The organism is Candidatus Thiosymbion oneisti (assembly GCF_004359955.1).
Lineage (GTDB): Bacteria > Pseudomonadota > Gammaproteobacteria > Chromatiales > Chromatiaceae > Thiosymbion > Thiosymbion oneisti.
Genome location: NZ_SMSC01000016.1, coordinates 40340 through 66824 on the forward strand (window position 1 = coordinate 40340; position 26485 = coordinate 66824).

21 protein-coding genes are annotated in these 26485 nt (G+C 58.7%); 5 read left to right on the top strand and 16 right to left on the bottom strand.

Features of this window, described 5'->3' with window-relative positions; genetic code table 11:
- The first annotated feature begins 662 nt into the window (after positions 1-662).
- From E1958_RS10915 to E1958_RS10925, 3 genes are all read left to right on the top strand, one after another.
- On the top strand, positions 663-2057 hold the full coding sequence (locus E1958_RS10915) for an arylsulfotransferase family protein (RefSeq protein ID WP_133511904.1): 1395 nt from the start codon (positions 663-665) through the stop codon (positions 2055-2057).
- A 417-nt stretch (positions 2058-2474) separates the two neighbouring features.
- Positions 2475-3848, top strand: coding sequence for an arylsulfotransferase family protein (locus tag E1958_RS10920; protein ID WP_133511905.1), 1374 nt, complete (start codon positions 2475-2477; stop codon positions 3846-3848).
- Positions 3849-3867: 19 nt separating this feature from the next.
- Positions 3868-4911, top strand: a complete 1044-nt coding sequence (locus tag E1958_RS10925) for a sulfotransferase (RefSeq protein ID WP_133511906.1) — start codon at positions 3868-3870, stop codon at positions 4909-4911.
- On the opposite strand, the gene E1958_RS10930 is transcribed toward E1958_RS10925, so the two are convergent.
- From E1958_RS10930 to lptG, 10 genes are all read right to left on the bottom strand, one after another.
- Positions 4888-8049 carry a DEAD/DEAH box helicase gene (locus E1958_RS10930; RefSeq protein WP_133511907.1) on the bottom strand — a complete coding sequence of 1054 codons (3162 nt, stop codon included), beginning with the start codon at positions 8047-8049 and terminating at the stop codon, positions 4888-4890. The two genes, E1958_RS10925 and E1958_RS10930, sit on opposite strands and share 24 nt — an antisense overlap.
- 366 nt (positions 8050-8415) lie before the next feature.
- Complete coding sequence (locus E1958_RS10935) at positions 8416-9219, bottom strand: hypothetical protein (protein ID WP_165741783.1); 804 nt, start codon at positions 9217-9219, stop codon at positions 8416-8418.
- Positions 9220-9444: 225 nt separating this feature from the next.
- Positions 9445-10275, bottom strand: a complete 831-nt coding sequence (gene urtD, locus E1958_RS10940) for an urea ABC transporter ATP-binding protein UrtD (RefSeq protein WP_089725880.1) — start codon at positions 10273-10275, stop codon at positions 9445-9447.
- Positions 10272-11384 (bottom strand): urea ABC transporter permease subunit UrtC, encoded by a 1113-nt coding sequence (gene urtC, locus E1958_RS10945; protein ID WP_133511909.1) that lies wholly within the window; start codon positions 11382-11384, stop codon positions 10272-10274. The genes urtD and urtC overlap by 4 nt, the downstream gene beginning before the upstream one ends.
- A gap of 220 nt (positions 11385-11604) precedes the next feature.
- Positions 11605-12387 (bottom strand): hypothetical protein, encoded by a 783-nt coding sequence (locus E1958_RS10950; RefSeq protein ID WP_133511910.1) that lies wholly within the window; start codon positions 12385-12387, stop codon positions 11605-11607.
- A gap of 1118 nt (positions 12388-13505) precedes the next feature.
- Positions 13506-15134: an urea ABC transporter permease subunit UrtB gene (gene urtB / locus E1958_RS10955; RefSeq protein ID WP_243725259.1), complete on the bottom strand. Its 1629-nt coding sequence runs from the start codon at positions 15132-15134 to the stop codon at positions 13506-13508.
- A gap of 97 nt (positions 15135-15231) precedes the next feature.
- Positions 15232-15582, bottom strand: a complete 351-nt coding sequence (gene erpA, locus E1958_RS10960) for an iron-sulfur cluster insertion protein ErpA (protein ID WP_089725876.1) — start codon at positions 15580-15582, stop codon at positions 15232-15234.
- Positions 15583-15705: 123 nt separating this feature from the next.
- Positions 15706-16179, bottom strand: coding sequence for an RDD family protein (locus E1958_RS10965; RefSeq protein ID WP_133511911.1), 474 nt, complete (start codon positions 16177-16179; stop codon positions 15706-15708).
- Positions 16180-16414: 235 nt separating this feature from the next.
- Positions 16415-17062 carry a ribonuclease T gene (gene rnt, locus E1958_RS10970; RefSeq protein WP_133511951.1) on the bottom strand — a complete coding sequence of 216 codons (648 nt, stop codon included), beginning with the start codon at positions 17060-17062 and terminating at the stop codon, positions 16415-16417.
- Positions 17063-17258: 196 nt separating this feature from the next.
- Positions 17259-18323, bottom strand: coding sequence for an LPS export ABC transporter permease LptG (gene lptG / locus E1958_RS10975; RefSeq protein ID WP_133511912.1), 1065 nt, complete (start codon positions 18321-18323; stop codon positions 17259-17261).
- 266 nt (positions 18324-18589) lie between these two features.
- On the opposite strand from lptG, the gene E1958_RS10980 reads away from it, so the two are divergent.
- Complete coding sequence (locus E1958_RS10980) at positions 18590-20092, top strand: leucyl aminopeptidase (RefSeq protein ID WP_133511913.1); 1503 nt, start codon at positions 18590-18592, stop codon at positions 20090-20092.
- Positions 20089-20520 (top strand): DNA polymerase III subunit chi, encoded by a 432-nt coding sequence (locus E1958_RS10985; RefSeq protein WP_133511914.1) that lies wholly within the window; start codon positions 20089-20091, stop codon positions 20518-20520. The genes E1958_RS10980 and E1958_RS10985 overlap by 4 nt, the downstream gene beginning before the upstream one ends.
- Before the next feature lie 150 nt (positions 20521-20670).
- Here the strand turns inward: E1958_RS10985 and E1958_RS10990 are convergent, their stop codons facing one another.
- From E1958_RS10990 to pstC, 6 genes are all read right to left on the bottom strand, one after another.
- Entirely contained in the window at positions 20671-21078 is a 408-nt protein-coding gene (locus E1958_RS10990; RefSeq protein WP_133511915.1) for a helix-turn-helix domain-containing protein, read from the bottom strand.
- Positions 21071-21418, bottom strand: coding sequence for a type II toxin-antitoxin system RelE/ParE family toxin (locus E1958_RS10995; RefSeq protein WP_133511916.1), 348 nt, complete (start codon positions 21416-21418; stop codon positions 21071-21073). Before E1958_RS10995 ends, E1958_RS10990 begins: the two co-directional genes overlap by 8 nt.
- A 156-nt stretch (positions 21419-21574) precedes the next feature.
- On the bottom strand, positions 21575-22381 hold the full coding sequence (locus E1958_RS11000; protein WP_165741779.1) for a phosphate signaling complex PhoU family protein: 807 nt from the start codon (positions 22379-22381) through the stop codon (positions 21575-21577).
- 282 nt (positions 22382-22663) lie between these two features.
- The gene (gene pstB / locus E1958_RS11005; RefSeq protein WP_133511918.1) at positions 22664-23527 is read right to left on the bottom strand and encodes a phosphate ABC transporter ATP-binding protein PstB; all 864 of its coding nucleotides are present in this window, start codon (positions 23525-23527) and stop codon (positions 22664-22666) included.
- A gap of 39 nt (positions 23528-23566) precedes the next feature.
- The gene (gene pstA / locus E1958_RS11010) at positions 23567-24871 is read right to left on the bottom strand and encodes a phosphate ABC transporter permease PstA (RefSeq protein WP_133511919.1); all 1305 of its coding nucleotides are present in this window, start codon (positions 24869-24871) and stop codon (positions 23567-23569) included.
- Positions 24864-26255 (bottom strand): phosphate ABC transporter permease subunit PstC, encoded by a 1392-nt coding sequence (gene pstC, locus E1958_RS11015; RefSeq protein ID WP_089728371.1) that lies wholly within the window; start codon positions 26253-26255, stop codon positions 24864-24866. Before pstC ends, pstA begins: the two co-directional genes overlap by 8 nt.
- Positions 26256-26485 lie beyond the last annotated feature (230 nt).

Consider the following 26485-nt stretch of genomic DNA (forward strand, 5'->3'; position numbering starts at 1 on the left):
CAGGTATTGATCGGCGCCTTGCACAAGTGGCTCGATGGACACTAAGGCGATTCCGCATCCTGATCTATCACGACAAGCGGTCAGCAGCTAACTTAGAAGCTGTCTGGTTAAAAGCAATCCTGAATGATTCGGCGCGGTTTGGGGGAAAAGATCCCTCCTGCGTCGGGACAAGAAAGATCCCTCCTGCGTCGGGACAAGAAAGATCCCTCCTGCGTCGGGACAAGAAAGATCCCTCCTGCGTCGGGACAGGGTTTGACGGGTTGCGTTGCGACGCCCAACAGCTCGTTGAGCGACGGTCGGGCCCGTACCGGCGTCTCAACGCAACCTATACCCGGATTACCCCCGCGCTGCCGGCCCGCGCGGCCTCGCGTTAAGTTGTAGGTTGGGTTAGGCGCGCGGTTCGATCCCGAAGCCCAGTGACAGGGTTGAACGCGCCGTAACCCAACACGCCGGACTGGTCCCGACGCAGGAGGGATCTTTTCCTACAACCAACGCCAAATAACCCCGGACCGCGCCCGGACCGGCACGGCGCCGAACCTGGCGTAACGCAACCCGACGCTCGGATCCATTTTAACCAGACAGCTTCTTAATGGCCTTGAGCCGCAACCCGGCTCCACCACCCTGTCGTGGTCGGGACAGACCCATGCAAGCCCGCCTCATACATGAAAAAGTACCTTCCCATTTTTGGAATTATCTGGCTGGTTGCACTGGCCTGTTTTATCTGGGGCGCTGCCATGGTTTATTATGATATATTTCCACACCACCTATTTATGCCCCCTTTCAGACAAGTGATTGCGTTTTGGAAGGGACACCCGGCCGATAATAGGTCATTTGTACAACGACTCCAAGACGGGCTGGTGTTCAATCCTTTCGCCTTCGCCGTGAGTCCGTCACCCTTTCCCATGCAACTCCAGTTTAAACCTGTCGCTACCTCTTCCTACCGAGGACCAAGCATAGAGTCCCTCGATCAGGCCCGGTATTATTCGGATCCCAGCCGGAAGGAGTATTTTCTCATCTACGGGAGCTTTGCCTTCAAGGATACACATTGGGGGGCCATTTTGATCTCCACGGAGGGCCGAATAGTACGGGGTTGGTCCATAAAGCCCCAGGAATCCAGATGGCTGGATGGTGGTATCGGGTTGGCACTGTCAAAGACCGGAGACTTGGCAACCAATACCTATGGTGTATTGACGAGTTATAGCTGGTGCGGTGAAAAGAAGTGGGAGGCCAAGCAGACAAAATCACTCGCGTTGGCCGGGCGCGAGATCCCTTACGACTATAATGTGTACCACCATGATATCACCTATCACGCGGGGAGGTTTTATACCTTCTTCGGGTCGGAAATCGTATCTGTGGACGAAAACACGGGAGATGTCATGGAGCGAATAGATCTCGTGGAGCTTATTCGGTGGGCAAGAGACCAGGACCTGGCTATTTTTGATGTACATTTCTCAAGGCGTATCGTCTTCAAAGATAAGGATCTGAACAAGAGAAATTTCAACTCGTTAAAGGTTAAACTAGCTAATTCTGGTCATCCCAATAAGGTTGACATTCTATCCCGGGACCTCGCGGATAGCTTCGATGGTTTTGAAGAAGGGGATCTGTTGATCAGCATGCGAAACATGAATTTGGTTTTCGTATTCAGACCCAAGACCTCCAAAATCCTATGGTATCGCTGTGGCCTCACATCGCTTCAACACGATCCGACCTTTCAGCGGGGCTATATCACTGTCTTTGATAACAATCCGTTTGCGAATTCAGGGCCTAGTCCACGGATCGTCACACTCGGAGTGAAGGATCACACGCGATCGACTTTGTTTGATCTGAGAACCTGGGGTATAACGATACGTATGGGGGGAAACTTCGAGCTTGATGATGGTAGTAGTTTATTGATGGTATCAGATGACGACAATGGGCGTGCCGTGGTAGGCTATCTATCAGGTAAACCGGCGTTTATCTTTGAGAACAGGGTTGGACGGGGAAAGAACCTCCGGTTGAAAAACATTACCCGCATATCTCCACGGAAAGTTGAAGAGTGGAGCTCACGATGCAATTAGTTATCCGGAAATGGGTTCTTATTGTCTCATTAATCGTCTATCCGACGATCGGCCTTACCTATGTCGGCCCCGGGTTAGGTGCAGACCAATGCTATTAAGTTAAGCATGCCTCCCGGCGGAGAGGGTTGGAGAGGGCGAACGAAACAGGGATCAACCAATCACAAACGGGCCGGTGACGCTTAACTAATGGCATTGAGGTGCAGACCAATGCTATTAAGTTAAGCATTACCGGTCGCCAAACAAGAGGAGAAACGACGCATCACGCGAATCCGCGCGAAATTGTCATCCCGAACCGAAGGGAGGGATCTTGTTCGCGCCGATGCGCGCGCTTCGTGGTTTTCTTTTCCGCATCCTGATCGACCACGACAAGCGGTCAGCAGCTAACTTAATGGCATTGCGATCCAACCCACCTTGCACATGAAAAGGTATCTTCCCGTTTTTGGAATTATCTGGCTGGTTGCCCTGGTCTGCTTTATCTGGGGCGCTGCCATGGTTTATTACGACATATTCCCATCTCGCCTTCTCAAGCCCTCCTTCAGGCAAATCATTGCGTTCTGGAAGGGACACCCGGCCGATAAGAGGTCAGTTGCCCAGCGATTCAAGGACGGGCTGATGTTCGATCCTCTCGCCTTTGCCGTGAGTCCGTCACCCTTTCCCATGCAACTCCAGTTTAGATCTGTAGATACCTCTTCCTACCGAGGACCGAGCATAGAGTCCCTCGATCAGGCTCGGTATTATTCAGATGCCGGCCGGAAGGAGTATTTTCTCATCTACGGGAGCTTTACCTTCGAGGATACCCATTGGGGGGCCATTCTGATCTCTACGGAAGGCCGAATAGTACGAGGTTGGTCCATAAAGCCCCGGCAATATAGAAAGATATATGGTGGTATCGGTTTGGCACTGTCGAAGACCGGAGATTTGGCAACCAATACCTATGGCGTACTGACGAGTTACAGCTGGTGCGGTGAAAAGAAGTGGGAGGCCGATCCGATAAAACCATCAGCATTAGATCTGAGCAAGCTCCCTTCCAGTTTCTATCGTAATTACCACCATGAAATTACCTATAACGAAGGGAAATTTTACACCTTCTATGGTCCGGAAATCGTGTCCGTAGACGGGAACACGGGAGAGATCATGGAGCGAATACACTTAGCGGAACTTATTCGGTGGGCAAGAGACCAGGACCTGGCTATTTTCGATGCATTTAAAGCGCCCCCTGTCTCCGCGGGTGAATATCCGTTGCACATTACCCGGGCCGAGTTATTTCACCCTAATAAGGTTGATGTCTTGTCCCGGGACCTTGCGGATAGCTTCGATGACTTCGAGGCAGGAGATCTGTTGATCAGCTTGCGACGTCTGAACCTGGTTTTCGTATTCAGACCCAAAACATCCAAGATCCTGTGGTATCGCTATGGCCTCACGTCAAGCCAACATGATGCGACCTTTCAGCGGGGCTATATTGCCGTCTTTGATAACAATCCATTTGCGAACTCAGGGCCTAACCCGCGGATCGTCACACTCGGGGTGAAGGATCACTCTCGATCGGTTTTGTTCGATCTGAAAACCTGGGGCGTAACAATGCGCGCGAAAGGAAACTTTGAGTTTGATGACGATAACAACCTGTTGGTGTTCGCAGATGAGGACAATGGGCGTGTCGTGGTAGGCCATCTATCAGGCAAACCGATGTTTATCTTTGAGAACAGGGTTGGACCGGGAAAAAACCTCGGGTTGATAAACATTACCCGACTCTCTCCACGCAAAGTTGAAGACTGGAATTCACAATGTAACTAATGGACAGTTGGTCGGTTCAATGTATGATTTTCCATCACGGGTCCTCCATCGGTTGGCGCTGAGTAATGCGGCAATCCTTGAAACCAGTTTTGATATAGAACGAAAACTCTTCTCCAAGAAACCAATCGAGTCCATCCAAGCGAAGCATGTGTTTGTGAGTGGCCTTGCAAGGTCCGGTACAACGATGCTCATGCAGGCACTTTACGATTCTAAGGAATTCAGCTCCTTGACCTATCGGGATATGCCGTTTGTACTGGCTCCCAATACCTGGGCTAAGGTTACCAGGAGCTCTCAACGTCACGGAGATGATATCGAGAGGGCCCACGGTGATGGAATTCAAATCGGCTTTGACAGTCCCGAAGCCTTGGAGGAGGTTTTTTGGCGCGTATTCGGGGGAGATTACATACGCGAGGACAGGCTCGTAAGTGTCCAACTGGCGGATGAATCCGTTGCAGCCTTTCGTGTTTATGTCGATCTGATAAATCAAAGGTACAACAAAACGCGCTATCTCTCGAAGAACAACAACAATGTGTTGCGCTTGGCTGGATTACCGAGCATATTTCCCAACGCGATAATACTTGTACCCTTTCGTGACCCTATCAAGCAAGCACGGTCTTTGCTGACGCAGCATCGTAGATTCATCGATCGGAACCGCTATGACAGGTTTGCACAGAGGTATATGACATGGCTCGTGCACCATGAGTTTGGTCGTGATCACCGGCCGTTCGAATGGGGCGCGGCAAGCGGTACAAAACATGTTCCAACTGCATTGGAATACTGGCTGGCACAGTGGGTTGGCGTATATCGATTTTTAATGGAACAAGTATCCGAGAATGACAAACACTGTGTCTTTGTATGCTACGAACGCTTATGCGAGCAGTCGTCCGAAGTCTGGAGCGGCATTTGCAAGCTATTGGATATTCCACCGCAGACCGAGCTGACAAACAGGTTCGAAATCCGCAACGGCACCACCCAGGACGCCGAGGCCAGCAGTCTGCTCAGTGAGGCATATTCCATATACGAAACGCTGCTGATCCGATCATCGAAGCGAATATTGTCCTGATGTCTGCTGGCTCCGGCAACCTGTAATGGCCCCGGATTCAGAAGCTGTCTGGTTATCGGCCGTATCCTCAACGAACCGGGCCGCATCGGAAGCGAGTGCCGCAAGCAGGTCCGGCGGGGCCTGGTCCTCGGCTTGGGCAAGGGCGACGGCGCGCATGATCAGGGCCGCGTCGTCCGGTTGGAGCTTACCGGAGGGCAGGGCGTTCGCATACAGCCAGACTCCGGCCGTGTGGGGCTCGGGCGGTGCCTTGGCCTCACAGCGTAGGGCGGCGGCGCAGAGTAACGCGCCGAGCAGCAGCTCACCAGCGGGGGCGGGGCAGTCCTGGCGTAGCAGCACCTCGGCGGCTTCCAACTTCTGGCGGGCCCGGCGCACCAGCGCGGGTTGGGCCGCGGCGGGCTGCTGCGGGGCCTGGTAGAGGCTCTGCGCACCGTTCGCAGGCGATGCGATACCCAGGCGCTGCAATCCCTGCAAGGTGCGCCGGTCGATGAGCGCGATGGGGACCTGTTGCGAGATAGCGGCCGCGCGCGCGTCGGCATCATCGTCGACCGCATCCATGACCACCAGCAGGCCACCCTGCGCGCCGAGGATGCGCTCGATACCCGGGCCCAGCGCGTGCTGAAGCTCGAGGACACAGCGCCTGACCTCTTCGGCGGTACCAGCGTCGGCTGCGCCGGATAAGGCCGATTGCCCGCTCGCAGTCAGTGGTGGGTGATCCGCCGGGGTTGGCGCGGTGTCCTCCGCGACGATTGGTATCCGGTCTGCGGGTGGCAGCGCCTCAGGTTCCTCCAGGGTTCCGGCCAGGTCCTCCGCCAGGACCTCCGCGAGGCGCTTGGAGACGCCTACCACGTCTTCGGTGGCGTCCGAGTCCATTACATTGTCGAACAGATTGCGTTTCCCTTGGATCAATCCCAGCACCTGCTCCTCATAGGAATCCGGTGCCACCAGGTGGAGTACCTGGACCTTGCTTGATTGTCCCAGGCGGTGGACGCGGGCGACGCGCTGGTCCAGTATTGCCGGGTTCCAGGGGATATCCAGGTTGATCAGCACCGAGGCGCTCTGCAGGTTCAAACCCGTGCCGCCGGCGTCGGTAGAGATGAAGACCTGGCACGCCTCGTCATCGCAGAAGCGGTCCATCAGGTCGCCGCGCTTGGCGCTGGGCACACCGCCGTGCAGCCGCACACAGCCCAGGCCCATACGCTTAACCCGGAGCTCGACTAGCTCCCCCATCTGGGCCCACTGGGAGAAGACCACGGCCTTGAGCCCGGCCAGTTGGCAGGTCTCTTCCAAGATACTGGCCAGCTCGTCGAGCTTGGGCGATCCCGGCGTGGTCTTGTCGACCAGCCCGGCGGCGTTGCAGGCCATGCGTGCCCGCTGCAGGGCGGCCATCATGCGGTTCTGCTCGACCGGGGTCAGGGGGCGACGTTTGAGGATTTGGGCCAGGCGTGCCGCAGTGGCCAGGGCCTCGTCGTGGAGCTCGATCTGGGGCGGTGACATGGCCACGTCCCGGCGTTGCTCGATACGGTCCGGCAGCTGATCTCTTACCAGGGCACGATCTCGGCGCAGCATCACCGGCTGTAGGCGCCGGCGCAGCTCCGAGAGGTTGCGGTAGCCGAGCACCTTGCCGCGCTCGTCAGTGATATGGAAGTCCACCAGATAGCGCCACAAGGGCCCCAACACCCGCGCATCGACTACCTGCATCAGGCTGTAGAGGTCTTCGAGGCGGTTCTCCAGCGGTGTGCCGCTGAGTACGAAGGCGTAACGCGATGGGATACGCTTGATGGCGGCGGCGATCTTGGTGCGCCAGTTCTTGATCCGTTGTGCCTCGTCCAGGATCAGCAGGTCCGGGGCCAGGGTTTCGTTGATCGGGCTCAGATCCCGCAATACCAACTCGTAGTTGATGACATAGAACCCGGAGCCCTTGCGGTACTGAACCGACCGCGCAGCCACGGGTCCCTGGACCAAATGGGCCTGCGCGCCGGTGAAACGCTCGATCTCCCGTGCCCATTGAAACTTGAGCGACGCCGGACACACGATCAACACCTTCTCGACCGCATCCTGGCGGTGCAGCCAGTAGGCCGCGGCAATGGCCTGCAAGGTCTTGCCTAGACCCATATCGTCCGCCAGCAGCGCCCGCCCGCGCCCGGCGAGGAAGGCGACCCCGTCGACCTGATACGGATAGAGGCGGGCCCGAATGTCGGGCAACCGGCCGCCACTCTCGCGGATGCGCTGGCCGATCTCCCGGGCGCGCAGCTCGCGGGCGGCATCATCGGCGATGCGGCGGGCGAAGCCGAGCGCATCGTCGCCGATCAGCAGGTTCTCGTCACCGCCCGCCTGTTCCGCGAAGCGCAGAAAGTCGTCGGGCAGGCGGCCGGTGAAGGCACCACCGGTATCGAAGTGGCGGGCGAGCAGGGGACTCAAGTGGGCGGCGAGCTCATTGCCACGGTGGAGTCGGATGCGTGGCGCGTCCTCACTGTCCCAATCCAGGTAGATATAGGGCAGCGGCGGCGGCTGGTGCCGGATGGCCGCGCAATCCTTGCGCTTGCCGATCCGGTGGATGACCGCCTCGATGTGCTTGCAGGTACCCAGCTGATTGGTCGCAAAGTCGGGGCAGGTACAGTGATTGGCACGCTTGGTCAAGGAGCGGATCTGAACCTGGTAGGTAGTCTGGAAATGACTGCCGGCGGCGGCGATGGAGCGGGCCCGCCAGATACCGAACCAGGGCTCCCCAGACAGGGGCTCGACCCGTACCTCGGTACGGCCGCGCTTGGCGCGCTCCTCGATGGCTGCCGTCAGGGCATCGTTGAGCTGGCCGTCCAGGTCACCGGCGGTACCATAGGCCAGGAGCGCCGCCAGCGCATGGAGGCAGATGCCGGAGTCGTCGCAATCGCAGCTCGACCACAGATTGCCGTCGGCGTCGTAGCCCAGGCGTAGGTCCAACTGTTCTTCCCGATCCGCGTCCTCCACAGTAGCGACCAGCTCGCCACTGACAAAGGCGACCTGAGTCACGCGGTTGTCGCGGGCATGACGCAGGGCCTTCTTGATGAGGGCGCCGTCGGCTAGGGCATGGAGCTCCTCCACGTCAAAGAAGAAATCCGCCGGTTCGGCGCCGATCTGCGTGTCTTGAGGTATTGCCGGCATGATCCGTACTCATAAAGCGGTGCGACAAAGGAGCGCCGCTTTATGGGGTCCGAGTTTGTGCGAAAACATTACCCTTAGCTTCGGTAATATGGGTTATCGATGTATCTACTTGGCTCATTTTGATTCCGCGCTCGGCGCAGGCTCTCTTCCGGTGGGAGCGGGGCGAAGCTCGTAGGTTGGACAAAGCCGGTAGGATGTGGTGAGCCGCCGGGCGTGGGACGCGCCCGGCGGCGAACCGCATCTTTAGACGGCGGCATGCCCAACACACAACTTAAAGCTTAACCCCTACCCATGGGTGATGGGTATACCTGACGCGCTAATCAGCCGCGCGACTTTTTGCGTCGGCTGAATAAGCGGGATTATGCATTACGATGCAGGCAGATGTGATAGCACACCAACGTTTGTGAGCCAACCAGTGACTGGATCGGTTTTCTGGCCTGTCTTTGTGATAAATACATCAGAGCAATTTTCGGTCTGATCTATCACACGCTTTGCGTCAGCCAGCGTTGCACTTTCAGGAAGCACACAAAAGGCCTCAGCAATTGGCTTATATTTTGGATTGTCCAAAAGACTTTGAAGAGTCAAGTCTTTCATGGGGTTTTCCGGCGAATCGCATTCGATCATAAATTGATGAAGTATGCTTTTGTGGAGGATATATTTGGCCTCTCGATTCTTTCCGAATATCGGAAGCCTGTTAGCATTTTTCTCATCCATTTCTTTAATTACATCCTGAATCTTACTATCAGTCTTTTGCTCGGTTAATTTGATCTGATCCATTGGCACCATTGCTTCTGTTACCCCTGTTTTTCGTAATATTTCCTCAGGCTTTAGCTGTCTAACCAATTCTCCTGTGCTTTTGGCAGCAGATTCGAAGTTATCTCTGGAGAAATAATATGCTATAACAGCCCCCATCCATGCACCAATAACTGGTAAAAGGGAATAGCTGAAGTCAAAAAAGGTACTCATTAAATCTTTTATATTTTTTACATCTGATGTAAGAAATATACGTGTATTTCTCATTATATATAATGGTGCCAATCCTAACACTAATCCTAACATTAAGATAGAACCAAAGGAAAGTATGATCACCCACATTGCTATTCTATTCGCCGTATCAAGCGTAGATGTGTGCTTGGACTCGATATTGTCTTTCTTGGAGTCTTTCATCATATACCTCTACATTGTCTTTGTTGCGCAACATGCAATAGATAGCTCTACTGCCGTAAGTAGATATCTGAATAGATATCTAGCGAGTTTAACCTCAGATTAACAAGTATAATTATCTGGGACCTGACATTCCGTGTCAAATTCCACATCTCTCTCCGCGGTCGGCGTTAGAAATCGAAGCCCGGATCATTTTTCCCATACTCAATCTACTGGTGCAGGAAAAGGCGTTCACTCGCCCAGGTAGACCTCGATCACCTTGGGGTCATTCTGTATCTGGTCCATGGTCCCTTCCGCCAGCACACGGCCCCGGTGCAGGACGGTCACCCGCTTGGCGATGGCACGGACGAATTCCATGTCGTGCTCGACGACGACCACCGAGTGGTTGCCCGCCAAGGACCGGAGTAGCTCCGCGGTACGGTCCATCTCCTGGTGGGTCATCCCGGCCACGGGCTCGTCCACCAACAGCAGGAGGGGGTCCTGCATCAGTAGCATGCCGATCTCTAACCACTGTTTCTGGCCGTGGGAGAGGGCGCCGGCGTCCCGGTAGGCATGCTCCGTGAGCCCAATGATACCAAGCACGTCGTCGATACGATCTCGCTGCTCGCCGGTCAGCTTGGCGAACAGAGTGGGGAACACGCGCTTGTCGCCGGCCATGGCCAGCTCCAGGTTTTCGATCACCCGGTGGCACTCGAATACGGTGGGTTTTTGGAACTTGCGTCCGATGCCGATCTCGGCGATCTCGGACTCGGACAGCTCCAGTAAGTCGATGTTGAGGCCGAAGGAGGCGCTGCCGGAGTCCGGGCGGGTCTTGCCGGTGATGATGTCCATCATGGTGGTCTTGCCGGCGCCGTTGGGGCCGATAACGCAGCGCAGCTCGCCGGCCTCCAGGTAGAAGCTCAGGTCGTCGATGGCCTTGAAGCCATCGAAGCTGAGGTTGAGGTCTTCCAGATACAGGAGCTCACCATGGCTGACGTCCGGCGCCATGTCCCGCGCCGAATGCATGAGGCCGAATTGGCGATCCCGGCGCATGGCCTTTTGAATTTGCCGCAGGGCCTTCATGGGGTGACATCCGCCGGTTGTGCGGTGGAGCGCTTGCGGCGCGCGAACAGGCCCACGATCCCCTTAGGCAGGAGCAGGGTCACCAGTACGAACAGGCCGCCCAGCGCAAACAGCCAGGCCTCGGGCATGACGCCGGTGAAATAGGTCTTGGCGTAGTTGACCAGGATGGCCCCCAGCACGGCGCCATAGAGGGTGAAGCGCCCACCGATGGCGACCCAGATCACCAGCTCGATGGAATTGAGCGGCGCGAACTCCCCCGGATTGATGATGCCGACCTGGGGCACATAGAGGGCACCAGCCACGCCGGCCAATGCGGCGGAGAAGCCGAAGATCCAGAGCTTGACTCGTTCGACCCGGTAGCCGAGGAAGCGGACGCGCGCCTCGGCGTCGCGGATGGCGACCGCCACCCGGCCCAAGCGGGAGCTGACGACAAAGCGGCAGGCCAGGTAGCCCAGGGCGAGGGCGGCGGCGGAGGCGAGGAAGAGACCGATCCGGGTGCCGTCGCTACGCAGGTCGAAGCCTAGAATATCCTTGAAGTCGGTCAAGCCGTTATTGCCGCCGAAACCCATCTCGTTGCGAAAGAAGGCCAGCATCAGGGCATAGGTGAGGGCCTGGGTGATAATGGACAGATAGACTCCTGTGACCCGGGAGCGAAAGGCCAGCCAACCGAAGACGAAGGCCAGTAGCCCCGGCACCAGCACCACCATCAGGGCGGCAAACCAGAATTGGTCGAAGCCGTACCAGAACCAGGGCAGCTCCGACCAGTCGAGAAAGACCATAAAGTCCGGCAGCTCCGGATTGCCGTAGACGCCCCGCTCTCCGATCTGCCGCATCAAATACATGCCCATCATATAGCCGCCGAGGGCGAAGAAGGCCCCATGGCCCAGGCTCAGGATCCCGAGATAGCCCCAGACCAGATCCACTGCCACCGCCAGCAGGGCATAGGTCAGGTACTTGCCTAGCAGAGTGACCGTATAGGTGGACAGATACCAGGGACTCGACGCCGGCACCCCCAGGTTCAGGATGGGTACCACAATAGCGACCAGACCCAGCAGGAACAGCATGATCTGCCCGCCGGTGTCGCCTTTCAATGCCCTGATAAACCCCATTTTTCAACCTTCACTCAACGAAAAGCTCATTTTGAAAAGCAAATCATCTATTCCCTGCGGACGAGATGTCCGCACTTCGACTTCAATGCCACCGAGGTTGCCCATGGTCCGCACAGCGGACCCTACGAGGCTTGGGTTCCGAATTCGGATGCTTGTCGGGACGCGGTGATGGCATCCGGCTGCCGGGTCGAGGCGAGATAAACGATCGGTAAAGGAAGCCTCAGTCCCGCCAGATGGACCACGAACCAGGGACGCTCAACAGGCTCGGAAAATCGATGAAGTTTCCGCCCTTGATGGCGGGCCGAATCTTGGTGAATGCTTTGGGGAAGATCTGCTCGCTGTCGGTGCACTCGGCGCCGGGCTCCTTGGCGAAGGCGGGCTCGAAGGTCGGGTTTTTGTTCTCTTCCACACTGCCTTCCCGATCCCAGATAGCGAGGGCCACCTCTGTCGAGACCTTCTTACAGATAGTCTCCACCTGGTCCAGGTCGTAGCCGTCGACTGCGATATAGAAGCTAAGCAGATTGGAGACCAGGTCCTCTTGGCTGAATCCGCTGTTGGTAGCGACCCTCCAGGGAAAGCTGCCCTGGAACCCCTCGAACATTACCGAAACCTCCATGAAGATGGCCAAGGCTACCACGCGCTTTTCCTGCGGGGTGAGTCCGTAGCGGACCAGATAGCTGCGCTCAATACCAGCCCTGACGGGCTTGATACGTTTGTGACTCATGCCCTGTCTGTAGGTGACCTTGTATCCCGGGTCGCCGTCGTGAAAACGGGCGCACCTTTCCCGCGGGTCCACATAGGGGAAACAGCCCGGACCAGGGCGGTCATAGAGCCTGCGGGGATCGACCCCCGGTGGAAGATCGCCGCCCCGGATCTGCTTCCAGAGATTCTTGGCACCGACGAATTCATATTTAGCGCTGTCCTCCATGTGATCCAGATCGATCCAACCACAGTTGCAGGTGTAGATGAGGCGTTCATCTTTAATGTCATCACGATTCGACATCGGTTACTCCCACCAGGGCACATTGAAAAATACGGTTTTCGTAAATGGCACATATGAATAATCAATGGGTTAAAGTCATTTGATCGGTGAAAACACCTATTTTTCAAGGTGGCCACCACACATAGATGAGTGCGAATTCGTCCGGTGCTCTGGTCAAAAGCTTGAGCACATGATCGTCCTGATGGAAATAAAGGTGTTCTCTACCATAAGGTCCGATTTCTCGCTCCGGTCCCCGATAGCCTCGCTCCAGAAGCAAAGCTTGGTAATGGGCGATGGCGGTGGCTGGATCGGACGTACGGCAGTAACGCCTCACCCTAAGGGGTGCATTCCCCTCGGCCATACTATAGTAGTAGCGAGGGGGGGCGGTGCAATGGTCCAACGGTAGGTGACGCATGCTATCCGGCACCAGGAGCCAGTATCTTAGCGAGTAACGGTGGATGTTGTCTGAATCGCCAAAACCGAGCAGAAAGAGCCACCCGGCTGCAACGATAGTTACCAGGATACCGGCGGTTAGAAAAATGATTCTACCTCGTTTGCGGGGCTTCATGTGTGATTACTCCGATGGCCCAGATCGATCCAACCACAGTTGCAGGTGTAGATGAGGCGGTCATTTTTTATATCATCACGATTCGACATCGGTTACTCCTACCACAGATAGATGATTTCGAATTGATCCGGTGCCCTAGTCGAAAGCTCGAGTGCATGGTCGTCCTGATCGAAAAGGAGGTATTCCCAATTATGAAAACCAGTTCGTCGCTTTGGCCCCCGATAGCCCCACGCCAGGAATAGAGTCTGGTAATGGGCAATGGCAGCAGCCGAATCGGACGTATGGCAGAAACGCTCAAACCTCGGGAACTGGAGCCCATCGCCAGCACTATAGTGGTAGCGGGCGGGTCCGATGCAATAGTCCAGCGGCAGGCGGTGGATGCTGTCCGGTACCAGGATCTAGTACGCAAGTGAGCAGCGTTGGATGTCGCGTGATTCGTCGAAAATGAGGGTGATGAACCACCAGAATGCGGCGAGCATTACCAGAAGGGTGCCGGTGACAGTCAAAAAAATGGTCCTGCCTCGTCTGCGGGGCTTCATGTGCGATTACTCCATCGCGCCTTTACAGTTCATCAAGCCTCCGCTGCCCGACCGCGCTGCGGGAACAGCCCCCGCGGGCGTTTCTGGATGAACAGGATGATGAATACCAGCACCAGGATCTTGGCCAGCACGGCGCCGGCCCAGGGCTCCAGGAGCTTGTTGGCGACCCCCAGGGTCAGGCCGCCGATCAGGGTTCCCCACAGGTTTCCGACCCCACCGAACACCACGACCATGAAGGCGTCGATGATGTAGGCCTGCCCCATATTGGGGCCCACATTGGTGAGCTGGGACAGGGCGACGCCGGCAACCCCGGCGACACCGGCCCCTAATCCGAAGGTCAAGGCGTCCACCCGCGCGGAGCGGACCCCCATGGCGCGGGCCATGGCCCGGTTCTGGGATACCGCCCGCACCTGTAGCCCCAGGGTCGTGCGCTTCAGGATCAGCAGCAGACCCAGGAAGACCAGGAGGGTAAACAGGATGACGTAGATCCGATTGTAGGTCAGGCTCAGGGCGGGATTGATCTGGAGGGACCCGCTCATCCAGACCGGATTCTCCACTGCCACGTTCTGGGCCGAGATGGTGGTACGCACCAGTTGCTGCAGGATCAGGCTGACGCCGAAGGTGGCCAGCAGGGTCTCCAGCGGCCGACCGTAGAGGAACCGGATCACTAGCTGCTCGATGACTACGCCGAAGGCCCCGGCGACCAGAAAGGCCGCGGGAATGGCAACGAGCAGGGAATACTCGCCGGCGTTAGGCATGGCCTGCTGCACCAGATAGGTGGTATAGGCGCCAAGCATGATGAGCTCCCCGTGGGCCATGTTGATGACGCCCATGACCCCGAAGGTGATGGCGAGTCCGATGGCGGCCAGCACCAGGACGGACCCCAGGCTCAGGCCGAAGAACAGGGTCTCGGCCCTAGCGTAGAGCGTGAGCTTGCGCTCGATGTCCGCCAGGGCTTGGGTCGCTGCCGATTTTATCTCCGGGTACTCGTCCTGTTCCCGCAGGGTGGAGAGGCGGTTGCGGACGACCGGCTCCAGGTTGCCCCTAAGCGCCCCTACCGCGGCCAGGCGCACCTTCGCGTCCGGGCTTGCGAGATCCGTGACGGCAAGCGTCTGTTCCAGGGCCTCGCGCACTGCCGCGTCCTGCTCCAGGTCCAGACGCGCTTGGAGCCGGGGCGCGAGGTTCGGGTCCGGATCGGACATCATTCTCCGCACCGCATCCAGGCGAACTTTGGGCTCTACATGGTCCAGCGCCAGACCCGCGATGGCGGCCCGTAGTTGCCGGCGCAGCTTGTTGTTGATGCCGGTTTTCTTTATGTGGTGCCGTCCGACGTCTCCCAGCGGCTCGCCGCTGAGCACGTCGGTGATTCGATAGCCGTTGGTTCGCCGCTCGGCGTAGACGACGCGTCGGTCGGATTTGCGGTAGAAGAGCCTGCCGCTCAGCAGGGCCGCGAGTGCTTGCGGTGCCCGCTCATCACCGCCAGCGGCGATGGCATCGACGGCGGCGGATTTGACCTTGAAGGAAGGGTCGAGGAGCTGGGTCAGGGACTGTTCGAAGGACGGCGCGGCCTGGGCGGGTTCCCGGGGGGCGTGCCCCTGGGCGGATGCCGGCCCGAGCGCCACCAGGCCCCATCCCAGAAGGAGGATGCGAGCCAGCTGCACCAGCGAGATCGCAAGCCCAAGGTTACAGTAACCTATCCGTGGCAGCGGTCGAGCACCGGCAGCAGCCACGCGCTGATGGATTTTCGGGCTTGAGCGTTCAAGCGGAGAAGGAAGACCCACAACCGCAGGTGGTGGTTGCGTTTGGATTGCGAATGACGAACTGGGCGCCCTGTAGACCCTCCGTATAGTCGATCTCCGCACCGGTGAGGTACTGCATGCTCATGGGATCGACCAGCAGCTTGACGCCGTCTGTGGTCACTTCGGTATCCCCATCCTGGACCTGCTCTTCGAAGGTGAAGCCGTATTGGAACCCGGAACAACCGCCTCCTTGGATGTAAACCCGCAACATCAGATTGGGATTTCCCTCGTCCTTGACCAGCTGGGCGACCTTAGCTGCCGCCGCAGACGTGAATTCCAGGGGAGTCTCAACAGCAGTTTCTGCACTCATTGGGATATACCTTGAAAATAGTATCGAGTCGTAATATGGGCCATATTAGGCTTTTCCCTAGCTGATTCAAGGGCATCTCGAATATATCAACAGGCCCTAGCAAACCGCCGGGCTCGTGGCCGATCAGTCCTGCACCCTGATCGGTCTGGTACGGGAGAGCCGGTCGTAACAGGTCAAGCGGTCCCGATCGAACAGCATCCACAGCAGGCCGGCACCGGCCGGCGCGAGGCAGAGCGTTGCCCATACCAGTCGCATGAGGGCGTCGCGGGGCTTAAGGGGGGAACCGTCTGCGCGTACGAGTCGCAAGTGCCAGGTGCGCATACCGAGCGTCTGACCGCCGCGGATCCAGAAGAACATGAAAAACAGGGCGATCATTGTAACCAGGTAAAGGCGCAACCCGAAACGGTGGAAGTACTCATCGTGGGGGAAGGGCACGCCCGCGGCGAAGTAATAGGGGACGATCAGGAAGGTGACCGCGATCATGAGCACGCCGAGCAGGAGCACCAGGTCGTAGAGCAGGGCGGCCAGACGGCGAAAAACGCCGGGGACGCATGCTTGTGCATCATCGGGGCGTAAATGGAAGCGTCCGGAATCCATCGAAGAGCCGAGGAAAATTATACTGCCACACGGCACAATCCGAGAAAACAAACTATCTGATCCTCGCTATCTCGAACCACGGATGGACACGGATCAACACGGATTGGTCTCCATCCGTGTTGATCCGTGTTCATCCGTGGTTCTCTTTCTGGTTGTTATCTGCACTGACCAACGGTTTTCACAGGCTGGATGGCCGCAACATCCCAGCGGTCCGCACAGCGGACCCTACAGTCAATCAGGGAGACTGGGCCGTCTCCCACGGGCGATTCGGAGCCAGCTCCCGCCACCGGTTGACGATCCCGCAGAACAGCCTGGCCGTCTGCTCCACGTCATAGATGGCCGTGTGTGCCTCGCTGCTCTTCCAGCCCAGGCCCGCCGCCTGAGCGGCTTGGGCCAGGACCGTCTGCCCATAGGCAAGCCCTGCCAGGGACACGGTATCGAAGACGCTGAAGGCGTGGAACGGGCTGCGCTTGAAGTTGGTGCGCTCTACGGCGGCCTTGATGAATCCCAGATCAAAGGCAGCATTGTGTCCGACCAGGATAGCGCGATTACACCCGGATGCCTTCACCGCATTGCGGATGGGGGTGAGGATATGGGTGAGTGCCTCCCGCTCCGGAACCGCGTCGCGGAACGGATGATCCGGGTCGATACCGTTGAAGGCCAGCGCCCGTGGATCTATCTCGGCACCGATGAACGGCAGCACGTGACAGGACAGGGTCGGGGCAGGTACCAGCAGGCCATCGTCGTCCATGTGAATGATACTGGCCGCTATCTCCAGCAAGGCATGTTGCTGGGGGTCGAACCCCCCCGTTTCCACATCCACCACCACCGGCAGGAATCCACGAAACCGCCGTGCAATTGCGGATTTGTTACACTCGTCCATCATCTCGACAGCATAAGTAGCGCGTCGGTGAAAACCAACCGGTTCAGACAGTTTCAGGACAGGAAACCTTTGCGGCTTATCAGTCGCCAGCTGCCAGCTGCCAGCTACCGGCTACCAGTCACCGGCTTCCAGCAACTGGTAGCTGAAAGCGTCCGCTCTGTTCTCTCCCCCACCGCTGCCGAAGTCGCAATTGCCGCTACCCGGCCCGCTTCAATACCCAAAAGGCAACCGCAAGGAATGCAAAGGGCGGAATCAGGGTCGCAACCAGGGGGTTCATTCCATACAGGAGCGCGAAATAAGCGAAGGTGCGGCTGACCAGATAGAAGGCGATACCCACCACTACACCCAAGAGCATGCGCGCCCCAAAACCGCTGGTGCGCGCCGAACCGACCAAAATGGGAATGGAGACGAAGATCATGGCCGGAATCAAAAAAGGATGGATCGCCTTACCCCAGAAGACCACCTCGTAGGGGCGGGCGTCCTGACCGTTTGCCGCCATATACCGGACATACCGCAGCAGCCCCCAGATCGGGAGCACATGGGGTTCGACGACGATAATCTTCAACAATCCCGGGTCCAGCAGTGAATTCCAGTCGGCCTGGGCAAGGTGACTGGTCTTGATGCGCTCATTGTCGATCGTGCTGCGGAAGATCCCCTGCAGTATCCAGCTTCCCTTTACATATCCGGCATGCTCGGCGCGCGTCACCCGGCTCAGATGCCGTTCCTCGTCGAACTCGTAGATATGGATGTCGCGCAGCTGCGCGCCGGACAGGATCTCCTGAATATAGATGTAGGCACGACCATCCCGGGCCCAGAATCCATGCTCCGATTTGAGCGTAACCTGGCCGGACTGGGCCTCGGAACGCCATTGCAGCGCCTTCTGCTCCGCAATCGGCGCGACTCCCTCGCCTACCGCCACGGCGACCAACGCCAGCAGGAGCCCCCCCTTGATTGCGGCATAGACGATGTACCCGATCGACACCCCCGCCGCCCGTATGGCGACCAGTTCCGAGCGACTCGCCAGAGAGCCCAGGCCTACGAGGGCGCCGATCAGGGTCGCGATCGGAAAGAGCTGATAGGTATGCCGCGGCATGATCAGGGCCACGAACAGCAAGGCATCCGCGAGCTGATAGCCGTTTTCTCCCACCTCGTCCATCTCGTCGGCAAGGAGGAAAAACCCCATTAACGGCAACAGCACCCCCAGGGTCACAAGCGTGCCGATGATGACGGCACCGGCCAGATAGCGATCGAGGATCTTCACGGAAGCGTTCGCCGCAAATCAACGCCAATGGACGCAAATAAATATAACGAGGTGAAAGGCCCTCGAGGATGGTGAGCCGATTTCGACCGATTTGCGTTCATTTGCGGCAAACGAGAATTCCCAAATGTCAATAGGTCCCAGCGACCCGTAGCTGCCGTTACCGCCGGAATCTTGTAGACTTCTCACCAGTACGCATCTTATCACTGCCTCTCTGATTCCGGCTGGCGGGTGGATCCTGATCTATCCTCATAGCCGATGGAGTAACCATGGAATTCAAGATCAAACGCGGCGACCTGGCCGGACAAAAGACCCCTTGTCTGATCCTCGGGGTGTTCGAGAAACACAAGCTTTCCGAACCCGCCGAGGTCATCGACAAGGCCAGCGGCGGCCATCTGAGCGATATCCTGCGCAAAGGCGACATGGACGGCGAGACCGGCCGGACCCTGATGCTCTACGGCATACCCGGCGTCAGTTGCGAGCGGGTCCTCCTGATCGGCTGCGGCAAACGCAAGGAATTCAACCGCCGCAGCTATCGCAAGGCCCTGGCGGCTGCGGTGACCCTGCTCAACGACACCCGCATCACCACGGCCCTATGCACCTTGCCGGAGGTCATCCCCGCAGGCATGACCCGCTATCGCACCGTGCGCGACGCCGTGACCACCTGTGCCGACAGCGTCTACCACTATGACCAGACCAAGCAAGAGAAAAAAGCCCCGCGCTTTCCACTCAAGCGCCTCGATCTCTGGATAGCGGAGAAACAGGATACCCAGACCGCCCAAGAAGCAGTCCACCACGGCGGCGCCATCGCCCGGGGGGTCGCCTTGGCGAAGGACCTGAGTAATCTACCGGGTAACATCTGCACACCCGCATACCTTGCGGATAAGGCCATCGATCTGGGCAAGGACTACCCCGAGCTGCGGGTAGAGATCCTCGAAGAAAAAGACTTAGAAGCGCTCGGCATGGGCGCCCTGCTTTCGGTCTCCCGCGGCAGTCGCCAGCCCGCCAAGCTCATCCTGATGGAGTATCGGGGCGGCGCGCAAGACGCCAAGCCGGTGGTCCTGGTCGGCAAGGGTCTCACCTTCGACGCCGGCGGGATCTCGATCAAGCCCGCCTCCGACATGGACGAGATGAAATTCGACATGTGCGGCGGGGCGAGCGTCTTCGGGGCCATGCTCGGCGCCCTGGAGCTGGCGCTTCCCCTCAACCTGGTCGGGGTCGTCCCGGCCTCCGAGAACCTGCCGGATGGTGACGCCAACAAGCCGGGGGACATCGTCACCAGTATGTCAGGCCAGACCATCGAGATCCTGAACACGGATGCGGAGGGCCGACTCATCCTGTGCGATGCCCTGACCTACTGTGAGCGCTTCGATCCCGCCGTCGTGATCGACATGGCGACCCTCACCGGCGCCTGTGTCGTCGCCCTCGGCAAGCATCCGAGCGGTCTGTTCACCCAGGATGAGCAGCTTGCAGCGGAAATCCTCGCCGCCGGTGAAGCCGCCGGTGACCGCACTTGGCGCCTGCCCCTGTGGGACGACTACCAGGAGGAGCTCGACAGCAATTTCGCCGATATGGCCAACATCGGCAACAGCCGCTGGGGCGGTGCCATCACCGCCGCCTGCTTCCTCTCACGCTACACCAAGCAGTACCCCTGGGCGCACCTGGACATCGCCGGCATCGCCTGGCGCAGCGGCAAGAAGAAGGGCGCCACCGGGCGGCCGGTATCCCTGCTGACCGAGCTCATCCTCAAGCGCAGCGGCCAACTCAAATGACCCGCATCGATTTCTATTCCCTCAAGGAACCGAGTCGCGGTGACCGCTTCCTCCTCGCCTGCCGCCTGGTAGAGCGCATCTACGGGACCGGACAACGTACCCTCATTCAGGTCCCGGACCGCGAACAGGCGCGCCACCTCGACCGTTTGCTCTGGACCTTCCGGCAGCAAAGCTTTCTCCCCCATGGGCTGGTGAACGACAGCGACCGCGCGCTCACACCGATCCTGATCGGTCACGGTGAGGATCCGGGAGAAGAGAACCAGGTCCTGATCAACCTCTCCCTGGAAGTACCCGCCTTCTTCGAGCGCTTCGAGCGCCTCTGCGAGCTGATCGACCAAGACTCGAACGTGCGCGAAACCGGTAGAAAACGCTATGTGTATTACCGGGATCACGGCTATCCCCTGCACCATCATGAGATCCAGCTTTAGATTTTTCGGTAGTGGTTAATATCTAAGTTGTAACATGACCAACGGCACTGGCCGCTATACCCCCTCTCCCTCCGGGAGAGGGTTGGGGAGAGGGGATCAAAAAGACGAATCTCTTTACGTTAACACTTGTGAATTTACCACTACCAGATTTTAATTCACGGGGAAAAAGGGGAAAGGAGCCAGGTTCAATTTCTGAGAACTCTCCTGCCTCGGAATCGGCCTATGCCCTGTGCTAGTCGATTCCTGGGTGTTGCCCTCGAGTCTATAATTCCTCAACGCGCGTTGAACTGCTTCCGGCTCCTTTTGCAGCACGAGGAGAAAATGCTTGGAAACCCCGCGTGGAACGCTCCGGCCCTGTTCCCACTCCTGCAGGGTTCGAACGCTGAAACCGAACGCCTGTGCGAACTGCGTTTGACTCATGTGAAACTGCTCGCGGATGTACCGAACGTTGATCTCTCCCGGGATGTGGATACGGTAATCCTTAGGTTCCGCCTGTCCTTCAGCGAAGGCGAGGGCTTGCTCGGCACTTTCGATCAGACGTTTCCCAGCTTCACTCATCCTGTTTGCTCCGGTAAGTTTCGGCTAACCGTTGCAGCACACCCCTCAGGGTATTCTTCTCATTCTGGCTGAGATCAATCTTCTCCCCTTTGGCATAGATATCCAAAAGAAAAACAGGAATGTCTTCACCGCTGAAAAAGGTAATGATTCTGTATCCACCGCTTTTTCCTTTGCCTCTCGCAGCGAACCGCAGTTTTCGCGCTCCACCAGTGCCGGGCACAGGATCTCCAGCCTTCGGATGGTTTGCGATGAGCAACCTGATTTCGTCGAGCTCTGCCTCACTCACCCCAGCCTGTGCTGCTCGACGAATGAAGACAGGCGTTTCAACCAGGGTATGCATGCGTAATTCTTCAGACAAGATACGTGAATAACGTAGAGCGATCAAGTCATCGGTTGATTGTACGGACTTGTTTGTTCTCCTTGTCCTTCTCGTCGTTCGCCATGACCGAAACCTCGAGATCGGTTTGGTGGACGCTTGCTTTGCCCATCCTACGCGCTACGCTTTGCGCTCACGCAGGGCGTCGATCAGGACCTCTTTGTTCTGATAACGCACGTCCTTGCCTTTGGCAATGAAGATCACCTGCTCGGCGATGTTGCCGGCGTGGTCTCCGATATTGGCAAGGGCGCGCAGGACGAAGACGACGTCCAACACCTGGCCCACCAACTGGGTGTCTTCGAACACGAAGGTCATGGCATGGCGTATCGCCGCGTCGAATCCGTCATCCAGCTCGGAACCGTCTTCCAGCATCTCGTGTGAGTCTGCCGTTGCTCTACCCGATTGGTGTCCGGCCAGGTCGTCCAGCTGGGAGCCGTCTTCGAACACATCGAGGGCCAAATCCACATCGACCTTGGCAAGGGCATCGAGACTGCGTTCCAGCAAGCGACGGGTGACCTGGTCGAGGCTATGGATATGATGGAGTATCTTCTTCGACGCCGGTCGCCGGCTCGTCCGTCCCATGAGTCGGATCGCGCACCAGGCGATCTGTGCGGCCTTGTCCCCCGCCCGTTCCAGATCGCCAGCGACCTTGGACAGGGCAAGGATAAACCGCAGATCGATGGCAGCCGGCTGACGCTTAGCGATGAGGTCGAAAATGGCCTCGTCGATATCGAGCTCGCAAGCATCGATCTTGCGCTCGTTATCGACGACCTCACGGGCCAGGCCGATGTCCCCCTCGCCCAGGGCGCTGACGGATTTGCGTACCTGCTCCAGCACCTGCGCCCCCATTTCCAGCACCAGCTTGCGGGCGTTGCTAAGCTCCTTGTCATATTTGCGAACCGTGTGGCCCTTGGTAACTTCGGTCATGCCGCACTCCATTCGGAATCGGAAACAATTGCGCGGAATTATCCGAGCTTGGCGGGTTTGGTTCCCGTGTCTACGGAATGGTGGACACAGGCCTGATTCTCTCCGCGGCGCGGAGCAACTAGGTTCCCACGCAGCGCGTGGGAACGAGAAAAATGCCCAACCGCGAATCATGTGATAGCGCGAATCATATGATAGGGAGTGGGCGATTAACTTCTCTGACGCAATATGTTGGAACAGGAGGGGCTAACCGTCTACCTGCTTGATCTGAAAAACGCGAGCGATTCATCCGAATCTGCCGGTGATATAGTCCTCGGTGAGCTTGTGGTTGGGACTGGTGAAGATTTGGTTGGTCTCGCCGACCTCCACCAGATCGCCGAGATGGAAGTAGGCGGTACGCTGGGACACCCGAGCCGCCTGCTGCATGGAGTGGGTCACGATGGCGATGCTGTAGTTTTCCCGCAGCTCGTCGATCAGCTCCTCGATCTTGGCCGTGGCGATGGGGTCGAGGGCCGAGCAGGGCTCGTCCATCAGGATCACTTCGGGAGAAACGGAGATGGTGCGGGCAATACACAGGCGCTGCTGTTGGCCCCCGGAGAGGCCGGTTCCGGGTTGATCCAGCCGGTCCTTGACCTCGTCCCAGAGCCCCGCCTTGCGCAAGCTCGACGCCACCAGCTCGTCCAGCTCGGCCTTGTTGTTGGTGAGGCCGTGGATGCGCGGCCCGTAGGCGACGTTCTCGTAGATAGATTTGGGGAAAGGGTTGGGTTTCTGAAATACCATGCCGACCTGTGCCCGCAGGGGCACCACGTCCAGCTTTTTATCGTAGATCTCGACGCCGTCCAGCTTGATGGTGCCGGTGACGCGGCAGCCGGGGATCTCATCGTTCATCCGGTTGAGGCAGCGCAGAAAGGTGGACTTGCCGCAGCCGGAGGGGCCGATCATGGACACCACCTCGCGCTTTCCGACGTCCAGGCTCACATGCTTGATGGCGCGCTTTTCTCCGTAATAGACATCGACGCCCCGGCACTGCATGCGGGCATCTTTGACGGTATAGTCGCCGACCGTGCCCCCGAACACGCCCTCCTGCTCCAGGTCGGAAGCGGTCATAGCGACGGCATCCTCAGTGGCTACTTCAACAGTCGTGCTCATTGTTCATACCTCGATTCAATCCGGCGTCGGGCCAGTGGCCTACCAGCGCCGTTCGAATTTCTTGCGCAACAAGACCGCGGTCAGGTTCATGGCGATCAGAAAAGCCAGCAATATCATGATGGCCGCCGAGGTCCGCTCCACGAAGCCGCGCTCGGGGCTGTCCGCCCACAAGTAGATCTGAACCGGCAGCACCGTCGCCGGATCCGTCACTCCGCCCGGGATGTCGACGATGAAGGCGATCATGCCGATCATCAGCAAGGGTGCGGTCTCGCCCAGGGCCTGCGCCATGCCGATGATGGTCCCGGTCAGCATGCCGGGCATGGCCAAGGGCAGGACGTGATGGAACCGGGTCTGCAGGGGCGAGGCGCCGACACCCAGGGCGGCCTCACGGATCGACGGCGGCACCGACTTGAGGGCCGCGCGGCCGGCGATGATGATGGTGGGCAGGGTCATCAGGGTCAGCACCAGGGCGCCCACCAGGGGGGTGGAGCGCGGCACGCCGAAGAAGTTGATGAAAACGGCCAGGCCCAGCAGGCCGAACACGATGGAGGGCACGGCGGCCAGGTTGTTGATGTTGACCTCGATGAGATCGGTCCAGCGGTTCTTGGGCGCGAATTCTTCCAGGTAGAGGGCTGCACCCACGGCGATGGGAAACGAGAACAGCAAGGTCAACGCCAGGGTGTACAAGGAACCCATCAGGGCCCCGGCGATGCCGGCCAGCTCGGGCTCGCGGGAGGTCCCCGCGGTGAAGAAGAGGGTGTTGAATTGCTTCTCCAACCGACCGTCCGCGACCAGGGTATCCACCCAGCCCAGGGTTCGGTCCTTCACCCGCCGCTCGGATTCAGGCACCGCGCGGTCGATATGCCCCTTAGCCAGCATGTCGATGTCATCGTCGGCGAGTAGCCAGACCTCCGACTCGGTGCCGATCAGTCCGGGATCGGCTAAGACCCGCTCCCGCAGCTGCTGCGGGGCACCGGGGCTCAGCAGCTGATAGAGTGCCCGTTTGTCCCGACGGCCCGAGACCTCCGGGAAGCGCGCGGTGAGCGCAGTGCGTATCAGCTTCCGGTAATCGGCGCGAGAAAGGGCGTCGTGTTCGCGCGCGCCGGTGGGATCGATGAGCGCCGGATCGAACCGGATGGAGAGCCGGATGTAGGTTTGCTGGAAGGCCGTATAGCCCTTGCCGATGATGTCGACGAATAGGATGGCCACGAACAATAGGCCGAGCACCACCGCCCCTACCCCTAAGAAACGGAAACGCCTCTCCGCGGCGCGACGCCGTTGGAGGCCGGCGTTGACGAGGTCGATGGTGCGCTTGGGCGGTGCCTCGGGTACTTGCTTATTCATATTGTTCCCGATATTTGCGCACGATATGCAGGGCAATCAGGTTCAGGATCAGGGTGACGACGAAGAGCGTCAGGCCCAGGGCGAAGGCGGCCAGGGTCTTGGGGCTGTCGAATTCCTGATCCCCGGTCAGCAGGGTGACGATCTGGACCGTCACCGTGGTCACGGCCTCCAAGGGGTTCCAGGTCAGGTTGGCCGACAGGCCGGCGGCCATGACCACGATCATGGTCTCGCCGATGGCGCGTGACACCGCCAGCAGCACGCCGCCGACGATGCCGGGCAGGGCCGCGGGAAAGATGACCTTTTTGATCGTCTCGGAGCGGGTCGCGCCCAAGGCATAGGAACCGTCGCGCATGGCCTGGGGGACGGCGTTGATCACGTCATCCGAGAGGGAGGACACGAAGGGAATGATCATGATCCCCATGACCAGGCCTGCGGCCAGGGCGCTTTCGGAGGCAACCGCGAGCCCCAGGGAGGCCCCCAGATCACGGATGAAGGGGGCTACCGTGAGCGCGGCGAAGAAGCCGTAGACTACGGTCGGGATACCGGCCAGGACCTCCAGTACCGGCTTGGTGATGGTCCGTATCTTGGCCGGCGCATACTCGGACAGATAGATGGCGGCCATGAGGCCGATGGGCACCGCGATCAGCATGGCGATCAGGGAGACCAGCAGGGTCCCCGTGAACAGGGGAATCGCCCCGAAGGCGCCCGACGCTCCCACCTGGTCCGCCCGCAGCGCGATCTGGGGACTCCATTCGGTACCGGAGAGAAACTCCGTCACCGAGACCTTCTGGAAGAACCGGATCGACTCGAAGATCACCGACAACAGGATGCCGAGGGTGGTCAGGATGGCAATCGAGGAGAAGACCACCAGGATCACCATCAGCGTCGACTCCACCCCGTTGCGGGCCCGCAGCTCCGGGTGGGTCCGCTTCCAGGCGAGCGCGAGTCCGCCTAAGGCCACGGCCAGGACCAGGGACCACATGGCGATATCGGCTAGGCCCTGCAGGTGGGCGTACTTGTCCGCGGCGGCCTGCAGCGCGGGCGTCACCTCGCCCGAGACGATGTTCCCGGTCGCCAGGTTCTCGATGTCATTAAGCAGCAGACCCTTCTGCCCCGTGGAAAGACCTGCCGTCATTTCCGCCGGCAGCTCCGCCTCCACCAGGCCGGTCACGATGACATCCTGGAACCCGACCCAGAAGCCGAGCAGCAGCAGCGCCGGCAGACCTGTCCACAGGGCGGCGTAGAAGCCGTAGTAACCCGGCAGCGAGTGCAGGGTCTTGATCCGATCCACGCCCCCGGCGACGGACACGGCCCGCTGGTAACCGAACCGATAGGCCAGCGCCATGACGCCGAGGAGTACGAGAAGCAGGACAGGGGATTGCATAGGACGGATTCGTTTGAAATTCTTTTTTGCCGCAAATGAACGCGAATGAACGCAAATGGGTCGCAATCGGCTCGCCATCAGCGACGGTTCTTGACCCCATTGCGTTCATTTGCCTTTGATTTAGGGCGAACGCTTCCGTTCCCGGATTGAGCCGTAGGTTGGGCAAAGCCCGCCAGGGACGGCGGCGTGCCCAACATCCACATCTTTCACGGTCTCTCCGGCGTGGGAGC

Bases quoted from the DNA above. Each gene is read 5' to 3' on its own strand.
- E1958_RS10915 (WP_133511904.1), top strand. From the start codon at position 663: ATGAAAAAGTACCTTCCCATTTTTGGAATTATCTGGCTGGTTGCACTG.
- E1958_RS10920 (WP_133511905.1), top strand. From the start codon at position 2,475: ATGAAAAGGTATCTTCCCGTTTTTGGAATTATCTGGCTGGTTGCCCTG.
- E1958_RS10925 (WP_133511906.1), top strand. From the start codon at position 3,868: ATGTATGATTTTCCATCACGGGTCCTCCATCGGTTGGCGCTGAGTAAT.
- E1958_RS10930 (WP_133511907.1), bottom strand. From the start codon at position 8,049: ATGCCGGCAATACCTCAAGACACGCAGATCGGCGCCGAACCGGCGGAT.
- E1958_RS10935 (WP_165741783.1), bottom strand. From the start codon at position 9,219: ATGATGAAAGACTCCAAGAAAGACAATATCGAGTCCAAGCACACATCT.
- urtD (WP_089725880.1), bottom strand. From the start codon at position 10,275: ATGAAGGCCCTGCGGCAAATTCAAAAGGCCATGCGCCGGGATCGCCAA.
- urtC (WP_133511909.1), bottom strand. From the start codon at position 11,384: ATGGGGTTTATCAGGGCATTGAAAGGCGACACCGGCGGGCAGATCATG.
- E1958_RS10950 (WP_133511910.1), bottom strand. From the start codon at position 12,387: ATGTCGAATCGTGATGACATTAAAGATGAACGCCTCATCTACACCTGC.
- erpA (WP_089725876.1), bottom strand. From the start codon at position 15,582: ATGAGTGCAGAAACTGCTGTTGAGACTCCCCTGGAATTCACGTCTGCG.
- E1958_RS10965 (WP_133511911.1), bottom strand. From the start codon at position 16,179: ATGGATTCCGGACGCTTCCATTTACGCCCCGATGATGCACAAGCATGC.
- rnt (WP_133511951.1), bottom strand. From the start codon at position 17,062: ATGGACGAGTGTAACAAATCCGCAATTGCACGGCGGTTTCGTGGATTC.
- E1958_RS10980 (WP_133511913.1), top strand. From the start codon at position 18,590: ATGGAATTCAAGATCAAACGCGGCGACCTGGCCGGACAAAAGACCCCT.
- E1958_RS10985 (WP_133511914.1), top strand. From the start codon at position 20,089: ATGACCCGCATCGATTTCTATTCCCTCAAGGAACCGAGTCGCGGTGAC.
- E1958_RS10990 (WP_133511915.1), bottom strand. From the start codon at position 21,078: ATGAGTGAAGCTGGGAAACGTCTGATCGAAAGTGCCGAGCAAGCCCTC.
- E1958_RS10995 (WP_133511916.1), bottom strand. From the start codon at position 21,418: ATGCATACCCTGGTTGAAACGCCTGTCTTCATTCGTCGAGCAGCACAG.
- E1958_RS11000 (WP_165741779.1), bottom strand. From the start codon at position 22,381: ATGACCGAAGTTACCAAGGGCCACACGGTTCGCAAATATGACAAGGAG.
- pstB (WP_133511918.1), bottom strand. From the start codon at position 23,527: ATGAGCACGACTGTTGAAGTAGCCACTGAGGATGCCGTCGCTATGACC.
- pstA (WP_133511919.1), bottom strand. From the start codon at position 24,871: ATGAATAAGCAAGTACCCGAGGCACCGCCCAAGCGCACCATCGACCTC.
- pstC (WP_089728371.1), bottom strand. From the start codon at position 26,255: ATGCAATCCCCTGTCCTGCTTCTCGTACTCCTCGGCGTCATGGCGCTG.